Below are 20,219 nucleotides of genomic sequence, written 5' to 3'. Positions count from 1 at the left end.
AATATGGTAGAAATGAATTTTAAAGTGGACGCATTCGAAGGGCCGCTTGACTTACTTCTTCATTTAATCGGACAATTAGAAGTGGATATTTATGATATTCCAATGGCTGAAATTACCGATCAATATATGGAATTTGTTCATACAATGCAAGAAATGGAATTAGACGTTGCAAGTGAATATTTAGTGATGGCAGCTACTTTACTAGCAATTAAAAGTAAAATGCTTCTTCCAAAACAAGAACTTGAAATTGATTATGATACACTAGAAGAGGAAGAAGATCCACGTGATGCGTTAGTTGAAAAGCTAATGGAATATAAACGCTTTAAAGAAGCCGCAAAAGAATTAAAAGAAAAAGAGGCTGAACGAAGCTTTTATTTCAGTAAGCCACCAATGGATTTGGCTGAATATGATGATGGGACAAAAGTAGCGGAACTGGATGTATCGTTAAATGATATGTTAAGTGCTTTTAACAAAATGCTACGACGAAAAAAATTAAATAAACCGTTGCATACTAGAATTACAACTCAAGAAATTTCGATTGATGATAGAATGAATTCGGTGCTTGGAAAACTTAACCAACAAAAAAATCACCGTTTGCGTTTTGATGAATTGTTTGAGGAACAGACAAAAGAGCAGCTTGTCGTTACGTTTTTAGCTTTGCTGGAATTAATGAAACGAAAATTAGTCGAAGTGGAGCAATCGGAAAGTTTTGCGGATTTATATGTGCAAGGTAAAGGGGAAGAACTATCGTGAACAGAGAAGAACAATTTGGTATACTAGAAAGTTTGCTTTTTGCGGCGGGGGATGCAGGTCTTTCAACGGAACAATTAACGGAAGTCATGGAAATCACGCATATTGAAGCACTCAATTTATTAGAACTTTTAAGTGAACGATATAACGGAAATGCGGATAGAGGCCTTATTTTATTAGAGCTTGCTGGCACATTTCAATTAGCTACGAAAAAAGCACATGCAGAATACTTACGTAAATTAGTGGAAGTTCCGAGCAATACGGTTTTATCACAAGCATCACTCGAAACTTTAGCCATTATCGCGTATCGTCAACCTGTAACAAGAATGGAAGTGGATGAGGTTCGCGGGGTTCAAACAGACGGACCAATTAGAACGCTTGTTGCAAAAGGACTAGTTACTGATAAAGGTCGCGTTGACGGAGCGGGACGAGCAAAGCTTTACGTTACTACAAGTGAGTTTTTAGATGCTTTTGGACTTAATTCTTTAGAGGATTTACCAAAGCTTGCTGACCCAGAAGCAGACGACCCAGATCAAAATGAAATGGACCTGTTTTTTGACCGGTTTAACCAAAGTAAAGAACAGGAGGAGGAATAAGAATGGAACGTTTACAAAAAGTGATTGCGAATGCAGGTATTACATCTAGAAGAAAAGCAGAGAAGCTTATTCAAGAAGGTAAAGTAACAGTGAATGGTAAAGTAGTTACTGAATTAGGCGTTAAAGTAAGTGGAACAGAACGAATTGAAGTTGAAGGAATTCAGCTTACAAAAGAAGAACATCGCTATTTCCTTTTTTACAAACCAAGAGGCACGGTATCAGCTGTCACGGATGATAAAGGTCGTACAACTGTAGCAGATTATTTTACTGATATTCCAGAAAGACTTTATCCAGTTGGAAGACTAGATTATGATACATCTGGCTTATTATTAATGACGAATGACGGTGATTTTGCCAACTTACTTATGCATCCAAAAAATGAAGTTTCAAAAACATACATTGCTCGTATAAAAGGAATTCCAGAACGCGAAGTTATTCGTGAATTAGAACGTGGAGTAGTAATTGATGGTCGCAAAACTGCACCAGCAAAAGTAAAAGTACGCTCCTCTGATAAAGCAAAAAATAAAGCTATTGTAGAAATCACGATTCATGAAGGTCGAAATCGTCAAGTGCGTAAAATGTTCGAAGCCGTTGGTTTTGAAGTGCAAAAATTATCGCGTGAAGAATATTCATTCTTAAATTTACGTGGTTTAAATGCAGGGGAACGTCGCGAATTATCACATCATGAAGTAAAACAATTAAAAACAGAAGCGAGATTTGGTAAGAACAAAAAGTAACTATTCAATACAAAATATACTTTCTAATAGCGTGTTTTGTGAAAAACATGTATAATTTAAAACGTAGGAATTTTGGTATAGGAAATTGTATGGCTTTTTCGTATGTGGGTACGAGAAATTCCATTTATTTATTCGTTTAAATTTAAATGGGAAGTATGAATGTAAATGAGAGTTAGGGGATGAGTACTTATGAGTGAACAAGTTAGAGTGCTTGTTGTTGATGATGAGGACCGTATACGCCGTCTTCTTAAGATGTATCTTGAAAGAGAAAACTATCGAATTGAAGAAGCTAGTGATGGAGACCAAGCATTAAACATGGCACTGAACAATAATTATGAAGTAATCCTACTTGATTTAATGATGCCCGGCAAAGACGGAATTGAAGTATGTCGTGAACTTAGAGAATATAAATCCACACCAGTAGTAATGCTGACAGCAAAAGGGGAAGAAGCTAACCGAGTACAAGGTTTTGAAGTGGGTGCGGATGACTATATTGTTAAACCATTTAGTCCTAGAGAAGTAGTGCTTCGTGTTAAAGCGGTTCTTCGTCGTGCCAAACAATCCTCAGAAGAAGCAACTGGAGGAACGCCGGGAGATATCATCACATTCCCACATTTAAAAATTGATAACGAGGCTCATCGTGTTATTGTAGATGGAAAAGAAATCGGATTAACACCGAAAGAATATGATTTACTTTATTATCTAGCTAAATCACCGGATAAAGTATTCGACCGCGAATCACTTTTAAAAGAAGTGTGGCGTTATGAATTCTTTGGTGATTTGCGTACAATTGATACTCACGTAAAACGTCTTCGTGAAAAATTACATGATGTATCCGAAGACGCCGCTAGAATGATTGTAACGGTATGGGGTCTTGGGTACAAATTCGAAATTCCGGAAGATTAATAAAACTAATTAAGATAGCGGGCAAAGACGTTTATCGGCAAGTGTTATGCCGCACGTGCTTTGTTCGTTGTTTTTTTGTGAACTGAGGTGAGGCAGATGAAAATTTGGAATAGTATTGTTGGTAAAATATGGAGTACTATTATCCTTTTATTGATTGGTATATTGGTAATTTCTGGCTTTTTAGTGGCAATGATTTATGAAAAAAACAATATGGAACAAATTACGAAAGAATTAGAAGAAAAAACGGCTAGCATTGTAGAAATTATGAAAAAAAATAATTCCGTGATTTCAGCTGAAAACAATAATGTTTCAGCACTATCTCTACTGGATGATACGATGGGGGTAGTAATTGAACAAGATGGAAAGAATATTTATCAATCACAATCTACAGACACTGTATCAAATGCTTCTGCTAATAAACTAATTCATGATGAGACGCTTAATGAAGCACTCGAAGCAGATAACATGGTAACAATGAAGTATAATTTTAAAACGAAGGATAGTTCATTACCAGTAGAAATCTCGGCACAAAAATTTGATTTAGATAATGGAGAATCTGGTGTTGTTTATGTTTACCAAGCGTATCACGATATTTTAAAAGTTAATCAAAAAACGATGAGTACTCTTATCATTTCTGGAATTATTGCGATTGTGATTACTTCTATTCTTTCTTTTGTCTTCTCATCCAGAATGGCATTTCCGCTTCGTGAAATGAAGAAAATTGCCATCGCCGTTTCAAAAGGGAACTTCGATAATCGAGTACCAACTTATACTCATGATGAAATTGGCGAACTTGGTGTTGCTTTTAATGATATGGCCAAGCAACTAAAATATAACATTAGTGCCCTCAGACAAGAAAAGGAACAATTATCAAATATCTTAGTTGGTATGGCTGATGGTGTGATTAAATTTAGTGTAGATAAAACGATTATTTTAAGTAACCCGCCCGCAGAAGAATTTTTACATAATTGGTTTTTCTCTCCTGAAAATTCGGAAAAAGTGTTAATCCCGGTTGCATTAGATGATTTATTAAATGAAACACTAGATAAGAAGGAATCACAAGTAGGAGAAATAACTTTTGCGGACCGGACATATGTGGCCATTTTAACTTTACTTTACACGGGTGAACATGTTCGCAGTGTTGTTGCAGTCATTCGAGATATGACAGAAGAGAAACAACTCGAAAAAATGAAAAGCGATTTTGTTAATAATGTATCCCATGAACTTAGAACACCAATTTCCATGTTGCAAGGTTATAGTGAAGCCATTATTGATGGTGTCGCTCAATCTGATGAAGAAGTGCGGGAATTTGCGCAAATTATTTATGATGAATCACTGCGTATTGGTCGTTTGGTGAATGATATGCTCGATTTAGCTAGAATGGAAGCCGGATTTAACCATATGGATAATCAAAAAATGCCAATTGCTCCTTTACTCGAAAAAGTAATTGCTAATTTTGATGTACTTGCTAAAGAAAATTTTGTTGAACTGGGGTTGGAACTAGAAACACCAAATTTGGAATACTCCTATGATCAAGACCGTATGGAGCAAGTATTGATTAATTTAATTATGAATGCTATTCGTCATACTGGTAAAGAAGGTTATGCAGGAAAAGTTATTTTAAAACAAACGATCGATAAAACAAGAAATAATCTTGTTATTACTGTATCTGATAATGGTAGCGGAATTGCTGAAGAGGACATTCCATATTTATTTGAGCGTTTTTACAAAGCCGATAAAGCTAGAAAACGCGGCAAGGCAGTAGGAACAGGAATTGGCCTTGCGATTGTTAAAAATATTGTAGAAGCACACAATGGAAAAATTTCTGTTGAAAGTGTATTAGGTGAAGGCTCAGATTTTATCATCACTTTACCTTTGTAAAAATAGATAGGGGCGAGAAAAATGGAAAAAAGACCAACAAAATTTTGTAAAGAATCATTAGTAATCAAAACAAGTCGGGTATTCCCGTCGGATACAAATAATCATAATACGCTGTTTGGCGGAAGATTAATGACCTATATTGATGACACTGCTTCGATTAGTGCATCTCGTCATTGTCGTACAGAAATCGTAACAGCTTCTACAGACTCGGTTGATTTCTTAAAGCCAATAAAAAATGATCACTCTGTTTGTTTAGAATCTTATGTTGCTTCTACTGGTAGAAGTTCAATGGAAATTTTTGTTAAAATTATTGCTGAAAATTTAAAGACGGGTGAGCGTTATTTAGCAGCGACATCGTTTCTGACATTTGTAGCACTTGATAATAACGGGAAAACGGTAGAAGTTCCACTTGTAGAACCTGAAACAGAAGAACAAAAAAGAATCCATGCTGGAGCTGAAGCAAGAAGTATTGCACGTAAAATTCGTTTAAAAGAAAATCAATTATTAGCGGAATCACTGTCCACTAACATTCCGTGGTAGTCGACCTAAAACCAGACAAATATCTGGTTTTTCGTTTCTTTTATAAGAAAGCGCTTACGTGAAAAAATATACAAAATGGCTTGCGAAAAAATTTTTTCATGGTAAAATAAAAATTGTAATAAAATATTCGTTCATCTTCGGGGCAGGGTGCAATTCCCGACCGGTGGTTAAAGTCCACGATCTGCTTTTAGCAGTTGACTCTGGTGTAATTCCAGGACCGACAGTATAGTCTGGATGGGAGAAGATGTTGGCAGACCTTTTCGTTTGTCTTCACGAGCACGTGGTAGCAAGCTTGGATGCTTATTTAAGTATTCTGTTCTTGTTTATTTATTCACAAACTCTCCCTCAACTTTTTTTAGTTGAGGTTTTTTATTTGCTTGGGTTGCATTCGTTAAGTGATGTCACTCGCTTCTTGGTGAACATCAAGGGAGAAATGACAATGAAGAATTATTCAATGAAGGTTTTTGTAAGCGTGGCGGTTCTCGGCACATTAGCATTTATTTTGATGATGTTGCAATTTCCGTTACTACCGAGTGCACCATTTTTAAAGCTTGATTTTAGTGATATTCCAGCTTTAATTGGTGGCTTATTATTTGGACCACTCGCGGTGATTTTAGTAGAATTAATCAAAAATGTTCTACTTTACATTGTGTCAGGTAGTCCAGTTGGAGTTCCGATTGGAGAATTGGCCAATTTTATTTCGGGAATATTTTATGTGTTACCGATTTATTATTTATTTCATTGGTTGCGTTCAACTAAAGGGATGGTGCTTTCGACCGCTGTAGGAACACTACTAATGACAGGTGCAATGGCGCTTTTCAACTATTTTGTACTGCTACCATTCTATATAAAACTTGGTGGGCTTCCTGCGAACACGGACGTTGCTTGGTTAATCACCTATGCGATTATACCGTTTAACTTGCTAAAAGGAGTTATTGTCAGCGGGGTATTCTTACTATTATATTCAAGACTTAAAAAATGGATTGCTAAAAATCAAACAATAAAAGAACGACGTAAATTTGAAAAAAAACGGCAAGAAATGAGTCATTAAATAAAAAAATCCGTGCGCTTTAAAACATAAGCGCACGGATTTTTTATGTAAACGGGGTATCAGAAACTTTTATAGAAAGTGATGGACAAGCAAATTCTGCGTCAATCACCATTTCGGTTAAATCATTAGGAATTTCTACTTTTCCAGTGTTATTATCTAACATATTAAAAGCAAGACCTTCTGTATCATAGTCAAAAACATCAGGTGCATGAATAGAACAAGCTCCACAAGCGATACATGTATCTTTTTCGACGAGACAATACTTCAATTTCTCCGCTTCCTTTCTAAAAACAACTATTTGAAGCTAGATTTTTTCTTTTTCTATTGTAACATATTTTGAAAAAGTTTTTTTAAGGAAAACTAATGTAGAACAAATGTTTCTGTGGTATGATTATAATTACTAAAAAAGGTGGTGGGAACGTCTTGGATAAGCTAGATGATTATATATTAACCGTCTTAAAGAAATGTATAACACCTAGAAAATTACCATTTTTATATACCATTTTAGCTGGGAGAAGAACTGGGCAAGCTGTTCAAGATGCCCATCTTTTTCAAGTGCAACATTTATTTGGACTTATGCCTAACTTGAAGTCAAGGTTTTTGGAAGCTAGACTAATAGAATTGACGGATCAAGGGATGGTTGCCTCTACTGAGAATGGCTATATAGTTCAAACCGATATAGAACTATTCTTTGAACAAGACTATCCAAATTTTCAAGGTTTTGCCTTTCAAAGACAAGCGTTCGATTTTTTTGCTCATTTAAGACTTGCGGTACAAGTGGTTAGTAATAAACACCATCAAAAAAGTTATTATTTACCCATTATTCGTGATAAAAATGTCCAAGGTTTTATTAAGAATTGGCTGCGAAATAAGGACCAAACAGTTCTTGCAAATCAATTATATGAAGAATTATTTGAGTGGATTAAAAAACTAAACGTTGCCAAACCAGCATTTTTAATTGAGCGTTTTTCTGGTGGTGATTTAATGGGTAATACAACTGAACAAATTGCTGCTAAATATCAGGTAGAAAAATGGGAAGTGTATTTTGAAGTATTACATGAAATTCATCGCTTGCTCGCTTTTATTAAGAAAAATCCGCAAGAATGGGTGCTACTTGAAAGTTTAGTTCCATCCGAAATAACTGCTCTTACTAGTTCTGCTCTACAAACCTATACACTTTGGCAAAATGGTGCAGATCTAGATACAATTGAACAGATTCGGAATTTAAAAATAAGTACAATTCAAGATCATTTTGTGGAAATTAGAGCAACCTATAAAGAAGCTAGAGTCCCGTATTTACCAGATGATGAATTAATAAAAACAATCAACCAAAGTAATTGGCGTTTGTTGCGAGAAATTAAAGCCGCATTTCCAGACTTGGATTATTATCAAATTCGATTAGCTGTTGTTAGTAAGGAGGGTGACAAATGAACTTAGAGCAAGAACTAAAAGCTTATCTTGGTTTTGAAGAATTTCGCCCTGGTCAAAAAGAAGTAATTGAAGCAGCTCTAAGAAAGAAAAATTGTTTTGCTATGTTACCCACTGGTACAGGAAAAACAGTCTGTTATCAATTAGCCGGTCACTTGATGGAAGGACTAGTATTAATTGTGTCACCGCTACTTTCTTTAATGCAAGACCAAATGGAACGAATGCGAGCACAAGGAGAGAAGCGAGTCGCTGCCTTAAATAGCTTTTTAAAAAGGGAAGAAAAAAGCCAAATCCTTGCTAATATTCATTTTTATAAATTCCTATTTTTATCACCAGAAATGTTAAATAATGAAACAGTAAAAACGCTGTTACTAAAACAAAAAATCAGTTTGTTTGTTGTGGACGAGGCGCATTGTATTTCTCAGTGGGGGCATGACTTTCGACCAGATTATTTAATGTTAGGTCAGTTTATTGAAGAAGCTAAATTTCCTGTGTCAATGGTTTTGACTGCAACAGCTACTAAACAAGTAAGAGCTGATATTTTAACACAGCTTCATTTAACTAATTGTGAACAAGTCATTTATTCGGTTAACCGGCCAAATATTTCCTTGCAAGTAGAAAAATTCAGCAATCAGCATTTAAAAAAAGAACGACTTTATGAATTGGTTTCAAAATTACAAACGCCGGGTATTATCTATTTTTCAAGCAAAAAATTAGCAGAACAGACAGCTCATGAGTTAAACGGAATGGAAGGCTTAAAAGTTGCTTATTATCATGGGGATATGGAACCAGAAGATAGGATTGTGATTCAACAGCAATTTGTCTATGGTCAATTAGATATTATATGTGCTACTAGTGCTTTTGGAATGGGAATTGATAAGGCGAATATTAGATTTGTTATTCATTATCATATGCCTGCTGATTTAGAAGCTTATTTACAAGAAATTGGACGCGCTGGTCGTGACGGGGTTGCTAGTGTCGCTATTTTGCTTTATGCAAGTGGAGATGAATTTATCCAAATGCAGTTAGCAGACCAAGATATTCCAGATGTCAGCTTAATTCATTTATCCAAAGATCAACTTAAGACTTTACCAGAAACGGAGCAACGTTTTATCGATTATTATCAGAGGAGTGGGCTTAGTTCTGCGGAATTAACTGCCAAAATAGACTACCGTAAGAAATGGAAGCGAAGAAATCTTCAGCAATTCATAGGTTACTTACATACAGAAGATTGCCGGCGTTATTATATTATGCACTATTTTGAGGAAACCCCGGATAATCAAAACAAACCTGTTAATTGTTGTGATTTAGATGGTGCAGGGATCTCTAGTTATGAAAAACAAGAACGCGTAGAATCAAAAGAACTTCCTAGCTGGGAAACGTATTTAAGTTATTTATTACAATAATTCTATATGTTACGAAATTCGACAAAAAGTAGATTATTTCACATTTTTTTATTAAAAAAGGCTTGTTTAATAGATAAAATATTGTTATTATTTTGTTCAGTAATCTGTGTGAAACGGAGAGCGAATCTATGCCAGGAGAACTAAATTATAATTATTATTGCTTTTTTTACTAAAAAAGTGGTTTAAGTGTTGTTGTATGTTACATTTATGGGTATAATTATTTCAAAGGCATTTCATTTATTAGGATTATATGTAACACTTCTCTGTGCCAATAATAGTGCATAGGATAATTTTAAAAAGCACTAAAGGAGGAACTTTGAGTGGCGAGAAAAAGAAAAGATAAACGGGAATTTGAAGAACCGGCTGATTATGATATGAATTCAGAAGGGCAAGACGAATTTAATAATGAACCGCCAATGTTATCCCGTTCTGATAGCAGAAGAGGAAAAAAGAAAACTATTTTTAGATATCCATTACTTAATTTATTAATTGTATTCTTTTTATTAATACCAATTGTTATTGTGATTGTATTTGTTACAGTGCAAAATCTGGGTTCGTCTGATGAAGTGAAAACAGAAACAGAATCCACTGTAAACGTATCAAATAATACAGATGCAAAAGAAGAAAAAGCAAAAGCGAAAAAGGCTGCAGAAGAAAAAGCGGCGGCAGAGAAAGCCGCTGCCGACAAAAAATCTGCAGATGAAAAAGCCGCAGCAGAGAAAAAAGAAGCAGATGCAGCCAAAGCAGAAGCTGCTAAAAAAGAACAAGAAGCAGCTGATCAAAAAGCCGCGGAAGAAAAAGCTGCAGCCGATAAAGCAGCAGCAGAAGAAAAAGCCAAAGCAGATGCCGCTCAGAAAAAAGCAAATGAAGAAGCTGAGAAAAAAGCCGCTGCTAGTTCTCACACTGTTCAAGCAGGTGAAACATTATACGGCATTGCGCGTTCCGCATATGGTAGTGCTGGTGCAGCTGCAGGCGTAGAAAAAATTAAACAAGCCAATGGACTTGGAAGTAATGATGTTCCGGTTGGCACAGTTTTAAAAATTCCACAGTAATGAACGACAATGAATGGGTCTGGGAAACGCTTCCGAGACTCATTTGTTTGTTCATATGGATAAAGTAGGGGGAAATAATGATGGCAAAAGTTGCTTTAATCACGACAGGCGGTACGATTGCAAGTAAAAAAACGGCATCAGGAAAACTTGCTTCTGGAGAATTATCCGGTGAAGAATTAGCTGCACTCTGTCAATTGCCAACAGAAATTCAAATAGATATTTATTCTACTTTTCAACTTCCATCCATGCATATTACCCTTCCAGATTTAATTAGTTTGAAACAGTTAATCGAGTCTATTTTTATGGATGAAACTTATGATGGTATTGTCGTAACACATGGAACAGATTCGCTTGAAGAAACGGCATATTTCCTTGATCTTGCAATCACAGATACACGACCGATTGTAGTTACTGGTTCGCAAAGAGCACCAGAAGAACCAGGAACAGATGCGTATGTTAATATTCGGCATGCTATTTATACAGCTTGTGAAAGCAATTTACATCAGGCAGGGACGGTTGTTGTATTTAATGAGCGGATTTTCGCTGCTCGCTATGTAAAGAAAGTACATGCTTCAAATATTCAAGGTTTTAGTGCATTTGGCTTTGGTTATCTAGGAATTATTGATAATGACCAAGTTTTTCTTTACCAAAAACCGTTAGAACATGAGTGTTTTGATATTCGTTTAGATTTACCAGAAGTAGTAGTTATTAAATGTTATATTGGTGCAGATGGGCTATTTATTGATGCATCGATTGATAATGGCGTATCGGGAATAGTCCTTGAAGGTGTCGGTCGCGGACAAGTTGCGCCAAAAATGATGCCAGCAATTATCCGTGCATTAGAGGCTGGAATTCCAGTAGTTATTACGACAAGTGCGGAAGAAGGAAATGTATATACTACATATGATTACGAAGGTAGTACATTTGATTTGTATAATCGCGGAGTTATTTTAGGAAAAGATTATGATAGTAAAAAAGCGCGAATGAAGTTAATGGTTCTTTTAGCATCACAAGAAGAAATTAATCAAACCAATTTCAGATAAAAGGAGTTTTATTTCTATGACTAAGAAAATATGTATTGCAATCGACGGGCCAGCTGCAGCAGGGAAAAGTACTGTAGCGAAGATTGTAGCGAAAAAATTGCGCTTTGTTTATATTGATACAGGCGCTATGTATCGAGCTGTGACTTATATTGCTCAAAAAAACAATCTTGCCTATGAAGATGAAACAGCTATTGCACAGTTACTTCAAAAAACGGTGATTCGTTTTGAACCAGGTGAAGTACAACAAGTATTTATTAATGATGAAAACGTAACAGAAGTGATTCGATCTTTAGAAGTAACGAATCACGTTTCCATTGTTGCTGCCCATCCTGCCATTCGTGAAGCATTACAAGAAAGACAACAAATTTTTGCGACAGAAGGCGGTATTGTGATGGATGGTCGTGATATTGGGACAGCAGTGCTTCCAAACGCAGAACTGAAAATCTTTTTATTAGCAAGTGTGGAAGAAAGAGCTGAACGTCGTTTTAAAGAAAATGTTGCAAAAGGTTTTGCTGGGGATTTAAACCAACTTAAAAAAGAAATTGAAGAACGAGATCATTTGGATTATACAAGAGAACACTCTCCACTTAAAAAAGCAGAGGATGCCATTGAAGTAGATACAACTTCTATGTCAATTGAAGAAGTGGCAAATAAAATTCTTTCGTTAGCAGAACAAAAAATCAATAATTAATAAAAAAGTGCTACATTTTCTGAACTAAATGAAAATGTAGCACTTTTTTAATTTAACCGTGAAACACTAAACAAGCGGAGCGATTTCACGGCTTATAAGCAGTTCTCTCATCTTAAAAGAGCTTGACAAATGACTGGATTTGTAGGATGTTATAAGAGAGATTTTTTACTTTGTGAAAAGTATCTTGCAAGGATTTTCTAGCCAAAAGATCAGTTTGACTAAAGGTGTAATTGATATTTTTTCTATTTTTTCAATCAGAAAGTGCCTATCTAGGAAAACTAGTCAAGAAGGTGAAGCAAATAAATATGTTGCTTCTGAATTAGAAAATTCTAAAATTCGACTAACGAATGGAGGGCTACACATGTCTGAAGATTTATTTGATGTAGAAGTTAAAAATTTTGAAGAAGGAGACAAAGTCACTGGCACAGTTACGAGTGTGGAAGATAAACAAGTTTATGTTGGTATTCCTGATAGCAAACTTGATGGTGTCGTTCCAATAAGTGAACTTTCCAATATACATGTGGAGACAGCTTCTGACGTTGTAAGCGTAGGCGACACACTTGATTTAATCGTTACTAAAGTAGAAGACGATGTACTTGTTTTATCTAAAAGAAAAGTGGATGCAGAAAAAGCATCTGATGATATTAAAGCTAAATTTGAGTCTGGTGAAGTGTTTGAAGCAGTTGTCAGTGATGTTGTAAAAGGCGGTTTAGTAGTTGACTTAGGTGTTCGTGCTTTCGTTCCAGCTTCTCTAGTAGAAGATCATTTCGTGGAAGATTTCGCAGATTATAAAGGAACAACACTTACTTTTAAAGTTGTAGAATTTGAACCTGAGAACAACCGTGTCATTTTAAGTCACCGTGCAGTTGTAGAAACAGAAAAAGCGAGCCAAAAACAAGCGTTATTAAGTGAAATCAAAGAAGGCGATGTCATTGAAGGCGTTGTAGAGCGATTAGCTAATTTTGGTGCATTTGTTGATATTGGTGGCGTTGATGGCCTAGTTCACATTTCCCAGATTTCTTACCAACATATTGCTACACCACAAGAAGTACTAGAAGAAGGACAAAAAGTAACAGTTAAAGTTATCGGAATTGATCCTGAAAACGAACGTATTTCCCTTTCTATTAAAGCAAACTTGCCCGGACCATGGGACGGCATTGCTGAAAAAGCGCCTGTTGGTTCTGTATTAGAAGGAAAAGTAGTTCGCTTAGTTACTTTTGGCGCTTTTGTGGAAATATTCCCTGGAGTGGAAGGTTTGGTTCACATTTCCCAAATCTCACACCAACATATTGGGACACCACAAGAAGTTCTTTCAGAAGGACAAACTATCGAAGTAAAAGTACTTGAAGTAAACGAAGCAGACAAACGTTTATCCTTAAGCATTAAAGATTTACAAGATGCTCCAGTGGAAGAAGCTGACTATGAGCTTCCGGAAGAGAATACTGGATTCCAAATGAGTGATTTAATTGGAGATAAATTAAAAGGTCTTCAAAACGACGATAAATAATTGTACGCAAAAGAGCCTAGGGAGACTGTTCCCGCGGGCTCTTTTTCTTTTATCGATCGAACTTTTCATTGCCAGTAAGCTGTTTTACTGATAAACTAAAGAAAGTTTGATAAATAGGATTCGAGAAAAAAGAAGGTGAAATAATGGCAAAACCAGTTGTAGCGATTGTCGGACGTCCAAACGTTGGCAAATCGACTATTTTTAACAGAATCGTTGGCGAACGTGTTTCCATAGTGGAAGATGTTCCTGGTGTGACACGTGACCGCATATATAATTCAGCGGAATGGCTTGGAAAAGAATTTAACATTATTGATACAGGTGGTATTGATCTTTCCGATGAACCATTTTTAGAGCAAATTCGTGCACAAGCGGAAATCGCAATTGATGAAGCAGATGTAATTATTTTTATTACCAATGGTCGTGAAGGGGTTACCGATGCAGACGAACAAGTAGCAAAAATTCTTTACCGGTCTAATAAACCAATTGTTTTAGCGATTAATAAAGTAGATAACCCAGAAATGCGTGATCAAATTTACGACTTTTATTCACTTGGGTTTGGTGAGCCGTATCCAATTTCTGGTTCACATGGACTAGGGCTTGGCGACATGCTTGATGCTGTTCGCGCTCATTTTCCAAAAGAAGAAGAGGAAGAATATCCAGATGACACAGTGAAATTTAGTTTGATTGGTAGACCAAATGTTGGTAAATCATCCATTCTAAATGCCTTACTTGGAGAAGACCGTGTTATTGTTTCTGATATTGCAGGAACAACACGTGATGCAATTGATACAACTTATACGTTTGATGGTCAAGACTATGTCATGATTGATACAGCCGGCATGAGAAAACGTGGGAAAGTGTATGAAAGCACAGAGAAATATAGTGTGTTACGTGCGATGAGAGCCATTGAACGCTCTGACGTTGTTCTTGTGGTTATTAATGCGGAAGAAGGTATTCGTGAGCAAGATAAGCGAATTGCTGGGTATGCGCATGATGCTGGACGTGCAATTATTATTGTAGTAAACAAGTGGGATGCAATTAATAAAGATGAAAAAACAATTAATGTATGGACAGAAGATATTCGGGAACAGTTCCAATTCTTGAGCTATGCACCAATTGTCTTTGTTTCTGCTAAAACAAAACAACGCTTAAATAACTTATTCCCACTAATCAATCAAGTAAGTGATAATCATTCTTTACGTGTACAATCAAGTATGCTAAATGATGTTATTAGTGATGCAGTGGCAATGAATCCATCACCAATGGACAGAGGAAAACGACTTAAAATTTTCTATACAACACAAGTGGCTGTTAAACCACCAACCTTTGTTGTATTTGTTAATGATCCAGAACTAATGCATTTTTCTTATGAACGTTTCTTAGAAAACCGGATTAGAGAAGCATTTCCGTTTGATGGTACGCCAATTCGAGTAATTGCTCGTAAGCGTAAGTAAAGTTTTCGGGAGGAAAATATAATGACACAGAAAAAAGTAGCTATTCTTGGCGCTGGAAGTTGGGGAACAGGTCTTGCACTTGTCCTTGCTGATAATAATCATAAACCAGTTATTTGGGGAAACTTAGATAAAATTGTGAATGAAATTAACGAATCGCACACGAATAGTCACTATTTGCCAGATATTATTTTACCAACTGAGGTAAAAGCGACATTATCACTGGATGAAGCTATAGACGGTGCTGAAATTGTCGTGATTGCTATTCCAACAAATGCGATGCGCGTGGTTTGTAAGCAGTTAAATGAAGCGCTAAAAGAACCAACTATTTTAGTTCATGTTAGTAAAGGTATTGAACCAGAAACGAATCTTAGAATGTCCGAAGTGATTGAAGAAGAGATTGATGCAAAAAAACGAAATGCACTTGTTGTTCTTTCAGGGCCAAGTCATGCAGAAGAAGTAGCTCTTCGCCACCCAACGACGCTTTGTGCGAGCTGTAAAGATTTAAAAGCAGCCGAAGTTGTTCAAGATCGCTTTATTAATAATAACTTACGAATTTATACAAATGATGATGTGATTGGTGCAGAAATTGGTGGTGCGCTTAAAAATATTATTGCACTTGGCGCAGGAATCTCTGATGGCCTTGGTTACGGAGATAATGCAAAAGCAGCACTAATGACAAGAGGCATGGCAGAAATCACTCGTCTCGGTGTTGCAGTGGGCTCTAACCCGCAAACCTTTTACGGACTAACTGGTATAGGTGACTTAATCGTTACTTGCACGAGCGTGCATTCACGTAATTGGCGTGCTGGGAATATGCTTGGTAAAGGCGAGAATTTAGATGAAGTATTAGAAAAAATGGGTATGGTCGTTGAAGGGGTTCGAACAGCCAAAGCAGTGCACGGTTGGGCGAATAAGCTGGATATTGATATGCCAATTACCGAATCTATTTACGCGATTTTATTTGAAAATAAAGATGCTCGTGAAGCAGTTGATTTATTAATGGGTCGTAAAAAGAAAATCGAAAAAGAATCATTTTAATAGAAGGGTCAAGATGAGCTATTCGCTTATTTTGGCTCTTTTTTTATGAATTATGCTAAAATAAAACAGAAGCACTAAATTTGAAAAAGTAGGTGGAAAATATGGAAATCACGCGTAAAGATAAGACTGTAACATTAACATGGGAAAAGGGAGAAGTCAGCGAAGGAACAATGGTTTTTGTCAGCAGTCAAGCTACCTTAGAAGCAAATATGAAACCTGTTTTCATCGTAACAGATGATGTCAATCACTATACTTATGAAACAAAAGATGTACCTATTTATTTCTTTTTACAGACTCCAAATGGGGATAAATTAGTGATTTCAGAACGGATTTTACCATTAGAAAGTGTATTTAATTTTCGTGATATGGGTGGATACGAATCTAAAAATGGTCAACATGTTCGCTGGGGGAAGCTATATCGATCTTCTAATTTAGTGCATATAAGTAAAGAAGACACAGAATTGCTTCAAAAATTACATATTAAATGGATTTGTGATTTGCGTAGTAGTTCGGAAGTGAAAGCTCAGCCAACGCCAGCCATTCAAGGCGTACTTAATAAACATATTCCTATTGGTACAGCGAAAAACGAGGAAACTACTCTACCTATAACAAATGATCAAGCAATTTATGAACCCTTAATGGGAGAAAGCTATCGTGTTTTTGTTCAATCTATGGAAGGGTTTAAAGAGATTTTTGATGAAATCTTAAAAGATGCTGAAGCCGGAGTGCCTTTTGTGTTTCACTGCACAGCCGGGAAGGACCGTACAGGCGTTTTAGGAGCATTATTACTAACATTACTAGATGTGCCTGAAAAAACGATTTTCGACGACTATACCCTTACTAATCGCTATCAGGATGAAATCTTGGCCGAAATGGGTGGGATTATTTCATTATTCGCAAATGAATCTGAAAAAATCGACTTGGAAACATTCCGCCCAATGGCAGAAGCGCGTCCAGCATATTTAGAAATTGCCTTTGATGAAATGAGAAAACAATTTGGTTCAGTCGATAAATATTTAGAAGAAGGAATCGGAATTACTGCAGAACAAAAAGCTGCTTTTCAAAAGTTATTGTTAGAATGAAACTAGGCTCAGAAACCTAGAGTTTTCAGGTAATAACAACAAATTTACACATAATTTTATGAAAAAAGAACTATTTTGGCTAAAAATAGTGGTATCGCTTGCTATTCTAAGACTTCCAAGTTAGTATTATGGTTAACAGGTTGATACTATCACGTTTTCAAGCTTTTATAGAAAAATATGTGATTGAAAATGTTAAGAAACAGTGTCAGTTTGGCATTATTCCTTGCAGTTACAGGGATTATGTGATAATCTTTTATCAGAATTACTGTTAAGGCTTGTAGTTAAGCCATTTCAGTCATGATTCTCCTTAAATTTCCAAAATCAATTTTATTTTTGGAAAAAAAGAGAAATACAGGTACCATCTTGTGCCTGCTTATTTTGTAGTATTCTGTGAAGGAGGTGAAAAACACAATGGCAAATAAAACTGATTTAGTAAACAGTGTTGCTGAATTAGCTGATCTTTCTAAAAAAGACGCAGCGAAAGCAGTTGAAGCTGTATTCGAAACTATTCAAACTTCTTTATCTAAAGGTGAAAAAGTTCAATTAATCGGATTTGGTAACTTTGAAGTACGTGAACGTGCTGCCCGTAAAGGTCGTAACCCTCGTACGAAAGAAGAAATCGACATCCCTGCAAGTAAAGTACCAGCGTTCAAACCTGGTAAAGCGCTTAAAGAAGCTGTTAAATAAGTTACATAGACTTTTTAAGCACTAACTCTAGTCTGGCCTTAATTTTATAATTAAGCTAGGCTAGTTTTTTTTGCGCATTTTTTGGTGGTTTTTCTGATAAAGAAATAGGGAATATAGTAAACGAAGCAAATTAACCCTATTTCTCATTTATTTAAGCAAATTAAATTTACCTTGATGTTCGGCTGTGTTAAGATATACAAGGTATATAATGCAAAAAGATAGGGGAATGAAGGATGGAGCAAATAGATAAACAAAAGATTGCTGATGCGGTAAAAGTTATTTTAGAAGCAGTGGGAGAAAATCCAGAACGCGAAGGATTAATTGATACGCCCATGCGTGTAGCTCGTATGTATGAAGAAGTTTTTTCAGGGTTAAAAAAAGATCCTTCTATTCATTTTGATACTATTTTTGCAGAGCAACACGAAGAATTAGTACTTGTAAAAGATATTCGTTTTTCTTCTATGTGTGAACATCACCTTGTGCCTTTTTTTGGGGTAGCTCACGTGGCTTACTTGCCTCAAAACGGACGAGTTGCTGGACTTAGTAAACTTGCTCGAGTAGTGGATGATGTGAGCAAACGACCACAGCTTCAAGAGCGTATAACAACAACTGTTGCAGAAATTATGATGGATAAGTTAAAACCCCTCGGAGTCATGGTAATAATGGAAGCTGAACATATGTGTATGACTATCCGCGGTGTTAATAAACCTGGAACAAAAACAATAACGAGTGCAGTTAGAGGCGCTTTTAAAAACGATGATAAGCTGAGAAGTGAAGTTTTAGCTTTAATAAAGCATAATTAAATATCCTTTATGGTATAATTTATTTTACGTAATAAAGAGATTCAAAAGGGGATTGTTAAATGACTTATCAGGCAAAAGAGGCTGGGCTAAAGGAAGTGGAGCAGTTGGTACATGAGCAAGCAGTCTATCAATATTTACAAGAGAATAATGAAGGCGGGCAAATGGATAAAGATCAAATGCTATTTCTTCATGAAGCGATTTCAGGCTCTGATTTGACTGATGCTGCAGCACATCGAGTAGTGAGTGCAACACTGTACATGATTTTAGCACATGATACGCATGAAAAAATTGATGAACCAGACGATATTATACAATTAACTCGTAAAGAACAAGAATTAACAGTTCTTGCTGGGGACTTTTATAGTGCACTGTATTACCGGACGCTAGCTGAATTAGAAATGATTCCATTGCTCCGCGCTTTACAAAGTGGTGTACAAGAAACAAATACAGCAAAAACGAACATTTACCAATTACATGTAGCAACAGATGAAGAATATCTTACACAACTCACTATGACAAATGCGGCAATCTTTACTAAGTTTGCGAAGTACTTCATGAAAGATCAAACATTTATCGAATTAGGTTGTCAATTTTTCTTACTTAAAAGATTACAAAAGGAACTAACAACTTACCGGGAAATTGGTGCGTCTAGGTTGAAGCGCGCCTACGATCATGGTTACTTTGCGAAAGAAGCTGTAACTAATTTTGAAAGCTGGTTAGTTGCTATTATTCGTGATGTAAAAAGTGAAGTGGAAAGATTAAATAATGAGTCTGAAACGCTTTCTAATATATTGGAAAAAAGAATCATCAAAGTTATTAATGACTGATAAATAGAAGGAGATTCGGGATATGACGGAAACTAAAGAAGAAAAAGTACATAAAGTATTTGAGAAAATTTCGCCAAGTTATGACCGAATGAATAGTGTTATTAGTTTTAAACTACATGTGAAATGGCGCAAAGAAACAATGAAACTAATGCGTGTTCAAAAAGGGACGAATGTGCTTGATGTTTGTTGTGGAACGGCAGATTGGTCCATCATGATGGCTGAAGAAATTGGTCCAGAAGGTCATGTAACAGGACTTGATTTTAGTGAAAATATGCTGAAAGTCGGCCGTGAAAAAGTGAAAGAAGCAGATTTGCATAATGTAGAACTTATTCACGGGAATGCAATGGAGTTACCTTTTCCAGACAATAGTTTTGATTATGTAACAATTGGATTTGGACTTAGAAATGTACCAGATTATATGCAAGTGCTGCGTGAAATGTATCGTGTGTTAAAACCGGGCGGACAGCTTGCGTGTATCGATACATCGCAACCAAATATTCCTGGTTGGAAACAAGTTTTTAATGCTTATTTCCGTTATGTAATGCCTGTATTTGGGAAGTTTTTTGCAAAAAGTTATAAAGAATATAGCTGGTTACAAGAATCAACACGAGAATTTCCAGGGATGTCAAAACTTGCGGAAATGTTTCAAGATGCCGGATTTTCATACGTAAGATATATTTCACACAGTGGCGGCGCAAGTGCAACTCACTTTGGATTTAAAAAGAAGGAATAATAAGGTG

Annotated in this window: 21 protein-coding genes and 1 riboswitch; of the genes, 20 read left to right on the top strand and 1 reads right to left on the bottom strand. The window is 36.0% G+C overall.

The annotated features are described in order from the left end of the window. The first annotated feature begins 3 nt into the window (after nucleotides 1-3). The 7 genes from LWE_RS10060 to LWE_RS10030 all read left to right on the top strand — a co-directional run bounded on the left by LWE_RS10060 (nucleotide 4) and on the right by LWE_RS10030 (nucleotide 6,461). Entirely contained in the window at nucleotides 4-753 is a 750-nt protein-coding gene (locus tag LWE_RS10060; protein ID WP_011702742.1) for a segregation/condensation protein A, read from the top strand. Continuing rightward, on the top strand, nucleotides 750-1,346 hold the full coding sequence (scpB, locus tag LWE_RS10055; RefSeq protein ID WP_011702741.1) for an SMC-Scp complex subunit ScpB: 597 nt from the start codon (nucleotides 750-752) through the stop codon (nucleotides 1,344-1,346). The genes LWE_RS10060 and scpB overlap by 4 nt, the downstream gene beginning before the upstream one ends. Before the next feature lie 2 nt (nucleotides 1,347-1,348). Further along, a complete protein-coding gene (locus LWE_RS10050; RefSeq protein WP_011702740.1) occupies nucleotides 1,349-2,083 on the top strand; it encodes a pseudouridine synthase in 735 nt (244 codons plus the stop codon). A gap of 189 nt (nucleotides 2,084-2,272) precedes the next feature. Further along, nucleotides 2,273-2,989: a response regulator transcription factor gene (locus LWE_RS10045; RefSeq protein WP_011702739.1), complete on the top strand. Its 717-nt coding sequence runs from the start codon at nucleotides 2,273-2,275 to the stop codon at nucleotides 2,987-2,989. Between the two features lie 96 nt (nucleotides 2,990-3,085). After that, the gene (locus tag LWE_RS10040; RefSeq protein WP_011702738.1) at nucleotides 3,086-4,870 is read left to right on the top strand and encodes an ATP-binding protein; all 1,785 of its coding nucleotides are present in this window, start codon (nucleotides 3,086-3,088) and stop codon (nucleotides 4,868-4,870) included. A gap of 21 nt (nucleotides 4,871-4,891) precedes the next feature. Further along, nucleotides 4,892-5,410 carry an acyl-CoA thioesterase gene (locus LWE_RS10035; protein WP_011702737.1) on the top strand — a complete coding sequence of 173 codons (519 nt, stop codon included), beginning with the start codon at nucleotides 4,892-4,894 and terminating at the stop codon, nucleotides 5,408-5,410. A 129-nt stretch (nucleotides 5,411-5,539) separates the two neighbouring features. Further along, nucleotides 5,540-5,660, top strand: a riboswitch (FMN riboswitch). A 189-nt stretch (nucleotides 5,661-5,849) separates the two neighbouring features. Then, the gene (locus LWE_RS10030) at nucleotides 5,850-6,461 is read left to right on the top strand and encodes an ECF transporter S component (RefSeq protein ID WP_011702736.1); all 612 of its coding nucleotides are present in this window, start codon (nucleotides 5,850-5,852) and stop codon (nucleotides 6,459-6,461) included. 43 nt (nucleotides 6,462-6,504) lie between these two features. On the opposite strand, the gene LWE_RS10025 is transcribed toward LWE_RS10030, so the two are convergent. Then, a complete protein-coding gene (locus LWE_RS10025) occupies nucleotides 6,505-6,729 on the bottom strand; it encodes a ferredoxin (RefSeq protein ID WP_011702735.1) in 225 nt (74 codons plus the stop codon). 155 nt (nucleotides 6,730-6,884) lie between these two features. Here LWE_RS10025 and LWE_RS10020 point away from each other — a divergent pair, with 155 nt between their 5' ends. The 13 genes from LWE_RS10020 (at nucleotide 6,885) to menG (ending at nucleotide 20,212) form a co-directional block, all read left to right on the top strand. Continuing rightward, on the top strand, nucleotides 6,885-7,892 hold the full coding sequence (locus LWE_RS10020) for a YpbB family protein (protein ID WP_011702734.1): 1,008 nt from the start codon (nucleotides 6,885-6,887) through the stop codon (nucleotides 7,890-7,892). Then, nucleotides 7,889-9,295, top strand: a complete 1,407-nt coding sequence (locus tag LWE_RS10015) for a RecQ family ATP-dependent DNA helicase (RefSeq protein WP_011702733.1) — start codon at nucleotides 7,889-7,891, stop codon at nucleotides 9,293-9,295. Before LWE_RS10020 ends, LWE_RS10015 begins: the two co-directional genes overlap by 4 nt. A gap of 374 nt (nucleotides 9,296-9,669) precedes the next feature. Beyond that, nucleotides 9,670-10,347, top strand: coding sequence for a LysM peptidoglycan-binding domain-containing protein (locus tag LWE_RS10010; protein ID WP_219932303.1), 678 nt, complete (start codon nucleotides 9,670-9,672; stop codon nucleotides 10,345-10,347). A gap of 80 nt (nucleotides 10,348-10,427) precedes the next feature. After that, nucleotides 10,428-11,390 carry an asparaginase gene (locus LWE_RS10005; RefSeq protein ID WP_011702731.1) on the top strand — a complete coding sequence of 321 codons (963 nt, stop codon included), beginning with the start codon at nucleotides 10,428-10,430 and terminating at the stop codon, nucleotides 11,388-11,390. Between the two features lie 16 nt (nucleotides 11,391-11,406). Beyond that, on the top strand, nucleotides 11,407-12,081 hold the full coding sequence (gene cmk, locus LWE_RS10000; protein WP_011702730.1) for a (d)CMP kinase: 675 nt from the start codon (nucleotides 11,407-11,409) through the stop codon (nucleotides 12,079-12,081). Nucleotides 12,082-12,442: 361 nt separating this feature from the next. Next, nucleotides 12,443-13,588 carry a 30S ribosomal protein S1 gene (gene rpsA, locus LWE_RS09995; protein ID WP_011702729.1) on the top strand — a complete coding sequence of 382 codons (1,146 nt, stop codon included), beginning with the start codon at nucleotides 12,443-12,445 and terminating at the stop codon, nucleotides 13,586-13,588. 143 nt (nucleotides 13,589-13,731) lie between these two features. Then, complete coding sequence (gene der / locus LWE_RS09990; protein ID WP_011702728.1) at nucleotides 13,732-15,042, top strand: ribosome biogenesis GTPase Der; 1,311 nt, start codon at nucleotides 13,732-13,734, stop codon at nucleotides 15,040-15,042. 21 nt (nucleotides 15,043-15,063) lie between these two features. Beyond that, the gene (locus tag LWE_RS09985; protein ID WP_011702727.1) at nucleotides 15,064-16,080 is read left to right on the top strand and encodes an NAD(P)H-dependent glycerol-3-phosphate dehydrogenase; all 1,017 of its coding nucleotides are present in this window, start codon (nucleotides 15,064-15,066) and stop codon (nucleotides 16,078-16,080) included. 101 nt (nucleotides 16,081-16,181) lie between these two features. Further along, nucleotides 16,182-17,162, top strand: a complete 981-nt coding sequence (locus LWE_RS09980; RefSeq protein ID WP_011702726.1) for a tyrosine-protein phosphatase — start codon at nucleotides 16,182-16,184, stop codon at nucleotides 17,160-17,162. A 411-nt stretch (nucleotides 17,163-17,573) separates the two neighbouring features. Then, nucleotides 17,574-17,849, top strand: a complete 276-nt coding sequence (locus tag LWE_RS09975; RefSeq protein WP_003720260.1) for an HU family DNA-binding protein — start codon at nucleotides 17,574-17,576, stop codon at nucleotides 17,847-17,849. A 233-nt stretch (nucleotides 17,850-18,082) separates the two neighbouring features. After that, nucleotides 18,083-18,652 (top strand): GTP cyclohydrolase I FolE, encoded by a 570-nt coding sequence (gene folE, locus LWE_RS09970; protein WP_011702725.1) that lies wholly within the window; start codon nucleotides 18,083-18,085, stop codon nucleotides 18,650-18,652. 59 nt (nucleotides 18,653-18,711) lie between these two features. Further along, nucleotides 18,712-19,479 (top strand): heptaprenyl diphosphate synthase component 1, encoded by a 768-nt coding sequence (locus LWE_RS09965; protein ID WP_011702724.1) that lies wholly within the window; start codon nucleotides 18,712-18,714, stop codon nucleotides 19,477-19,479. A gap of 22 nt (nucleotides 19,480-19,501) precedes the next feature. Further along, nucleotides 19,502-20,212 carry a demethylmenaquinone methyltransferase gene (gene menG / locus LWE_RS09960; protein ID WP_011702723.1) on the top strand — a complete coding sequence of 237 codons (711 nt, stop codon included), beginning with the start codon at nucleotides 19,502-19,504 and terminating at the stop codon, nucleotides 20,210-20,212. Nucleotides 20,213-20,219: the final 7 nt, after the last annotated feature.

It is taken from the genome of Listeria welshimeri serovar 6b str. SLCC5334, from assembly GCF_000060285.1.
GTDB classification, from domain to species: Bacteria; Bacillota; Bacilli; order Lactobacillales; family Listeriaceae; genus Listeria; species Listeria welshimeri.
Note: the sequence above shows the minus strand (reverse complement) of the source record. Positions and strands in the feature narration are given on the sequence as shown.

What these genes read in the sequence shown, in the direction of transcription:
- LWE_RS09965 (WP_011702724.1), top strand. Translation starts at nt 18,712, where the DNA reads ATGACTTATCAGGCAAAAGAGGCTGGGCTAAAGGAAGTGGAGCAGTTG.
- LWE_RS10040 (WP_011702738.1), top strand. Translation starts at nt 3,086, where the DNA reads ATGAAAATTTGGAATAGTATTGTTGGTAAAATATGGAGTACTATTATC.
- menG (WP_011702723.1), top strand. Translation starts at nt 19,502, where the DNA reads ATGACGGAAACTAAAGAAGAAAAAGTACATAAAGTATTTGAGAAAATT.
- cmk (WP_011702730.1), top strand. Translation starts at nt 11,407, where the DNA reads ATGACTAAGAAAATATGTATTGCAATCGACGGGCCAGCTGCAGCAGGG.
- LWE_RS10050 (WP_011702740.1), top strand. Translation starts at nt 1,349, where the DNA reads ATGGAACGTTTACAAAAAGTGATTGCGAATGCAGGTATTACATCTAGA.
- LWE_RS09975 (WP_003720260.1), top strand. Translation starts at nt 17,574, where the DNA reads ATGGCAAATAAAACTGATTTAGTAAACAGTGTTGCTGAATTAGCTGAT.
- LWE_RS10015 (WP_011702733.1), top strand. Translation starts at nt 7,889, where the DNA reads ATGAACTTAGAGCAAGAACTAAAAGCTTATCTTGGTTTTGAAGAATTT.
- LWE_RS10045 (WP_011702739.1), top strand. Translation starts at nt 2,273, where the DNA reads ATGAGTGAACAAGTTAGAGTGCTTGTTGTTGATGATGAGGACCGTATA.
- LWE_RS09985 (WP_011702727.1), top strand. Translation starts at nt 15,064, where the DNA reads ATGACACAGAAAAAAGTAGCTATTCTTGGCGCTGGAAGTTGGGGAACA.
- LWE_RS09980 (WP_011702726.1), top strand. Translation starts at nt 16,182, where the DNA reads ATGGAAATCACGCGTAAAGATAAGACTGTAACATTAACATGGGAAAAG.
- LWE_RS10060 (WP_011702742.1), top strand. Translation starts at nt 4, where the DNA reads ATGGTAGAAATGAATTTTAAAGTGGACGCATTCGAAGGGCCGCTTGAC.
- LWE_RS10035 (WP_011702737.1), top strand. Translation starts at nt 4,892, where the DNA reads ATGGAAAAAAGACCAACAAAATTTTGTAAAGAATCATTAGTAATCAAA.
- der (WP_011702728.1), top strand. Translation starts at nt 13,732, where the DNA reads ATGGCAAAACCAGTTGTAGCGATTGTCGGACGTCCAAACGTTGGCAAA.
- LWE_RS10005 (WP_011702731.1), top strand. Translation starts at nt 10,428, where the DNA reads ATGGCAAAAGTTGCTTTAATCACGACAGGCGGTACGATTGCAAGTAAA.
- LWE_RS10030 (WP_011702736.1), top strand. Translation starts at nt 5,850, where the DNA reads ATGAAGAATTATTCAATGAAGGTTTTTGTAAGCGTGGCGGTTCTCGGC.
- folE (WP_011702725.1), top strand. Translation starts at nt 18,083, where the DNA reads ATGGAGCAAATAGATAAACAAAAGATTGCTGATGCGGTAAAAGTTATT.
- rpsA (WP_011702729.1), top strand. Translation starts at nt 12,443, where the DNA reads ATGTCTGAAGATTTATTTGATGTAGAAGTTAAAAATTTTGAAGAAGGA.
- LWE_RS10010 (WP_219932303.1), top strand. Translation starts at nt 9,670, where the DNA reads ATGAATTCAGAAGGGCAAGACGAATTTAATAATGAACCGCCAATGTTA.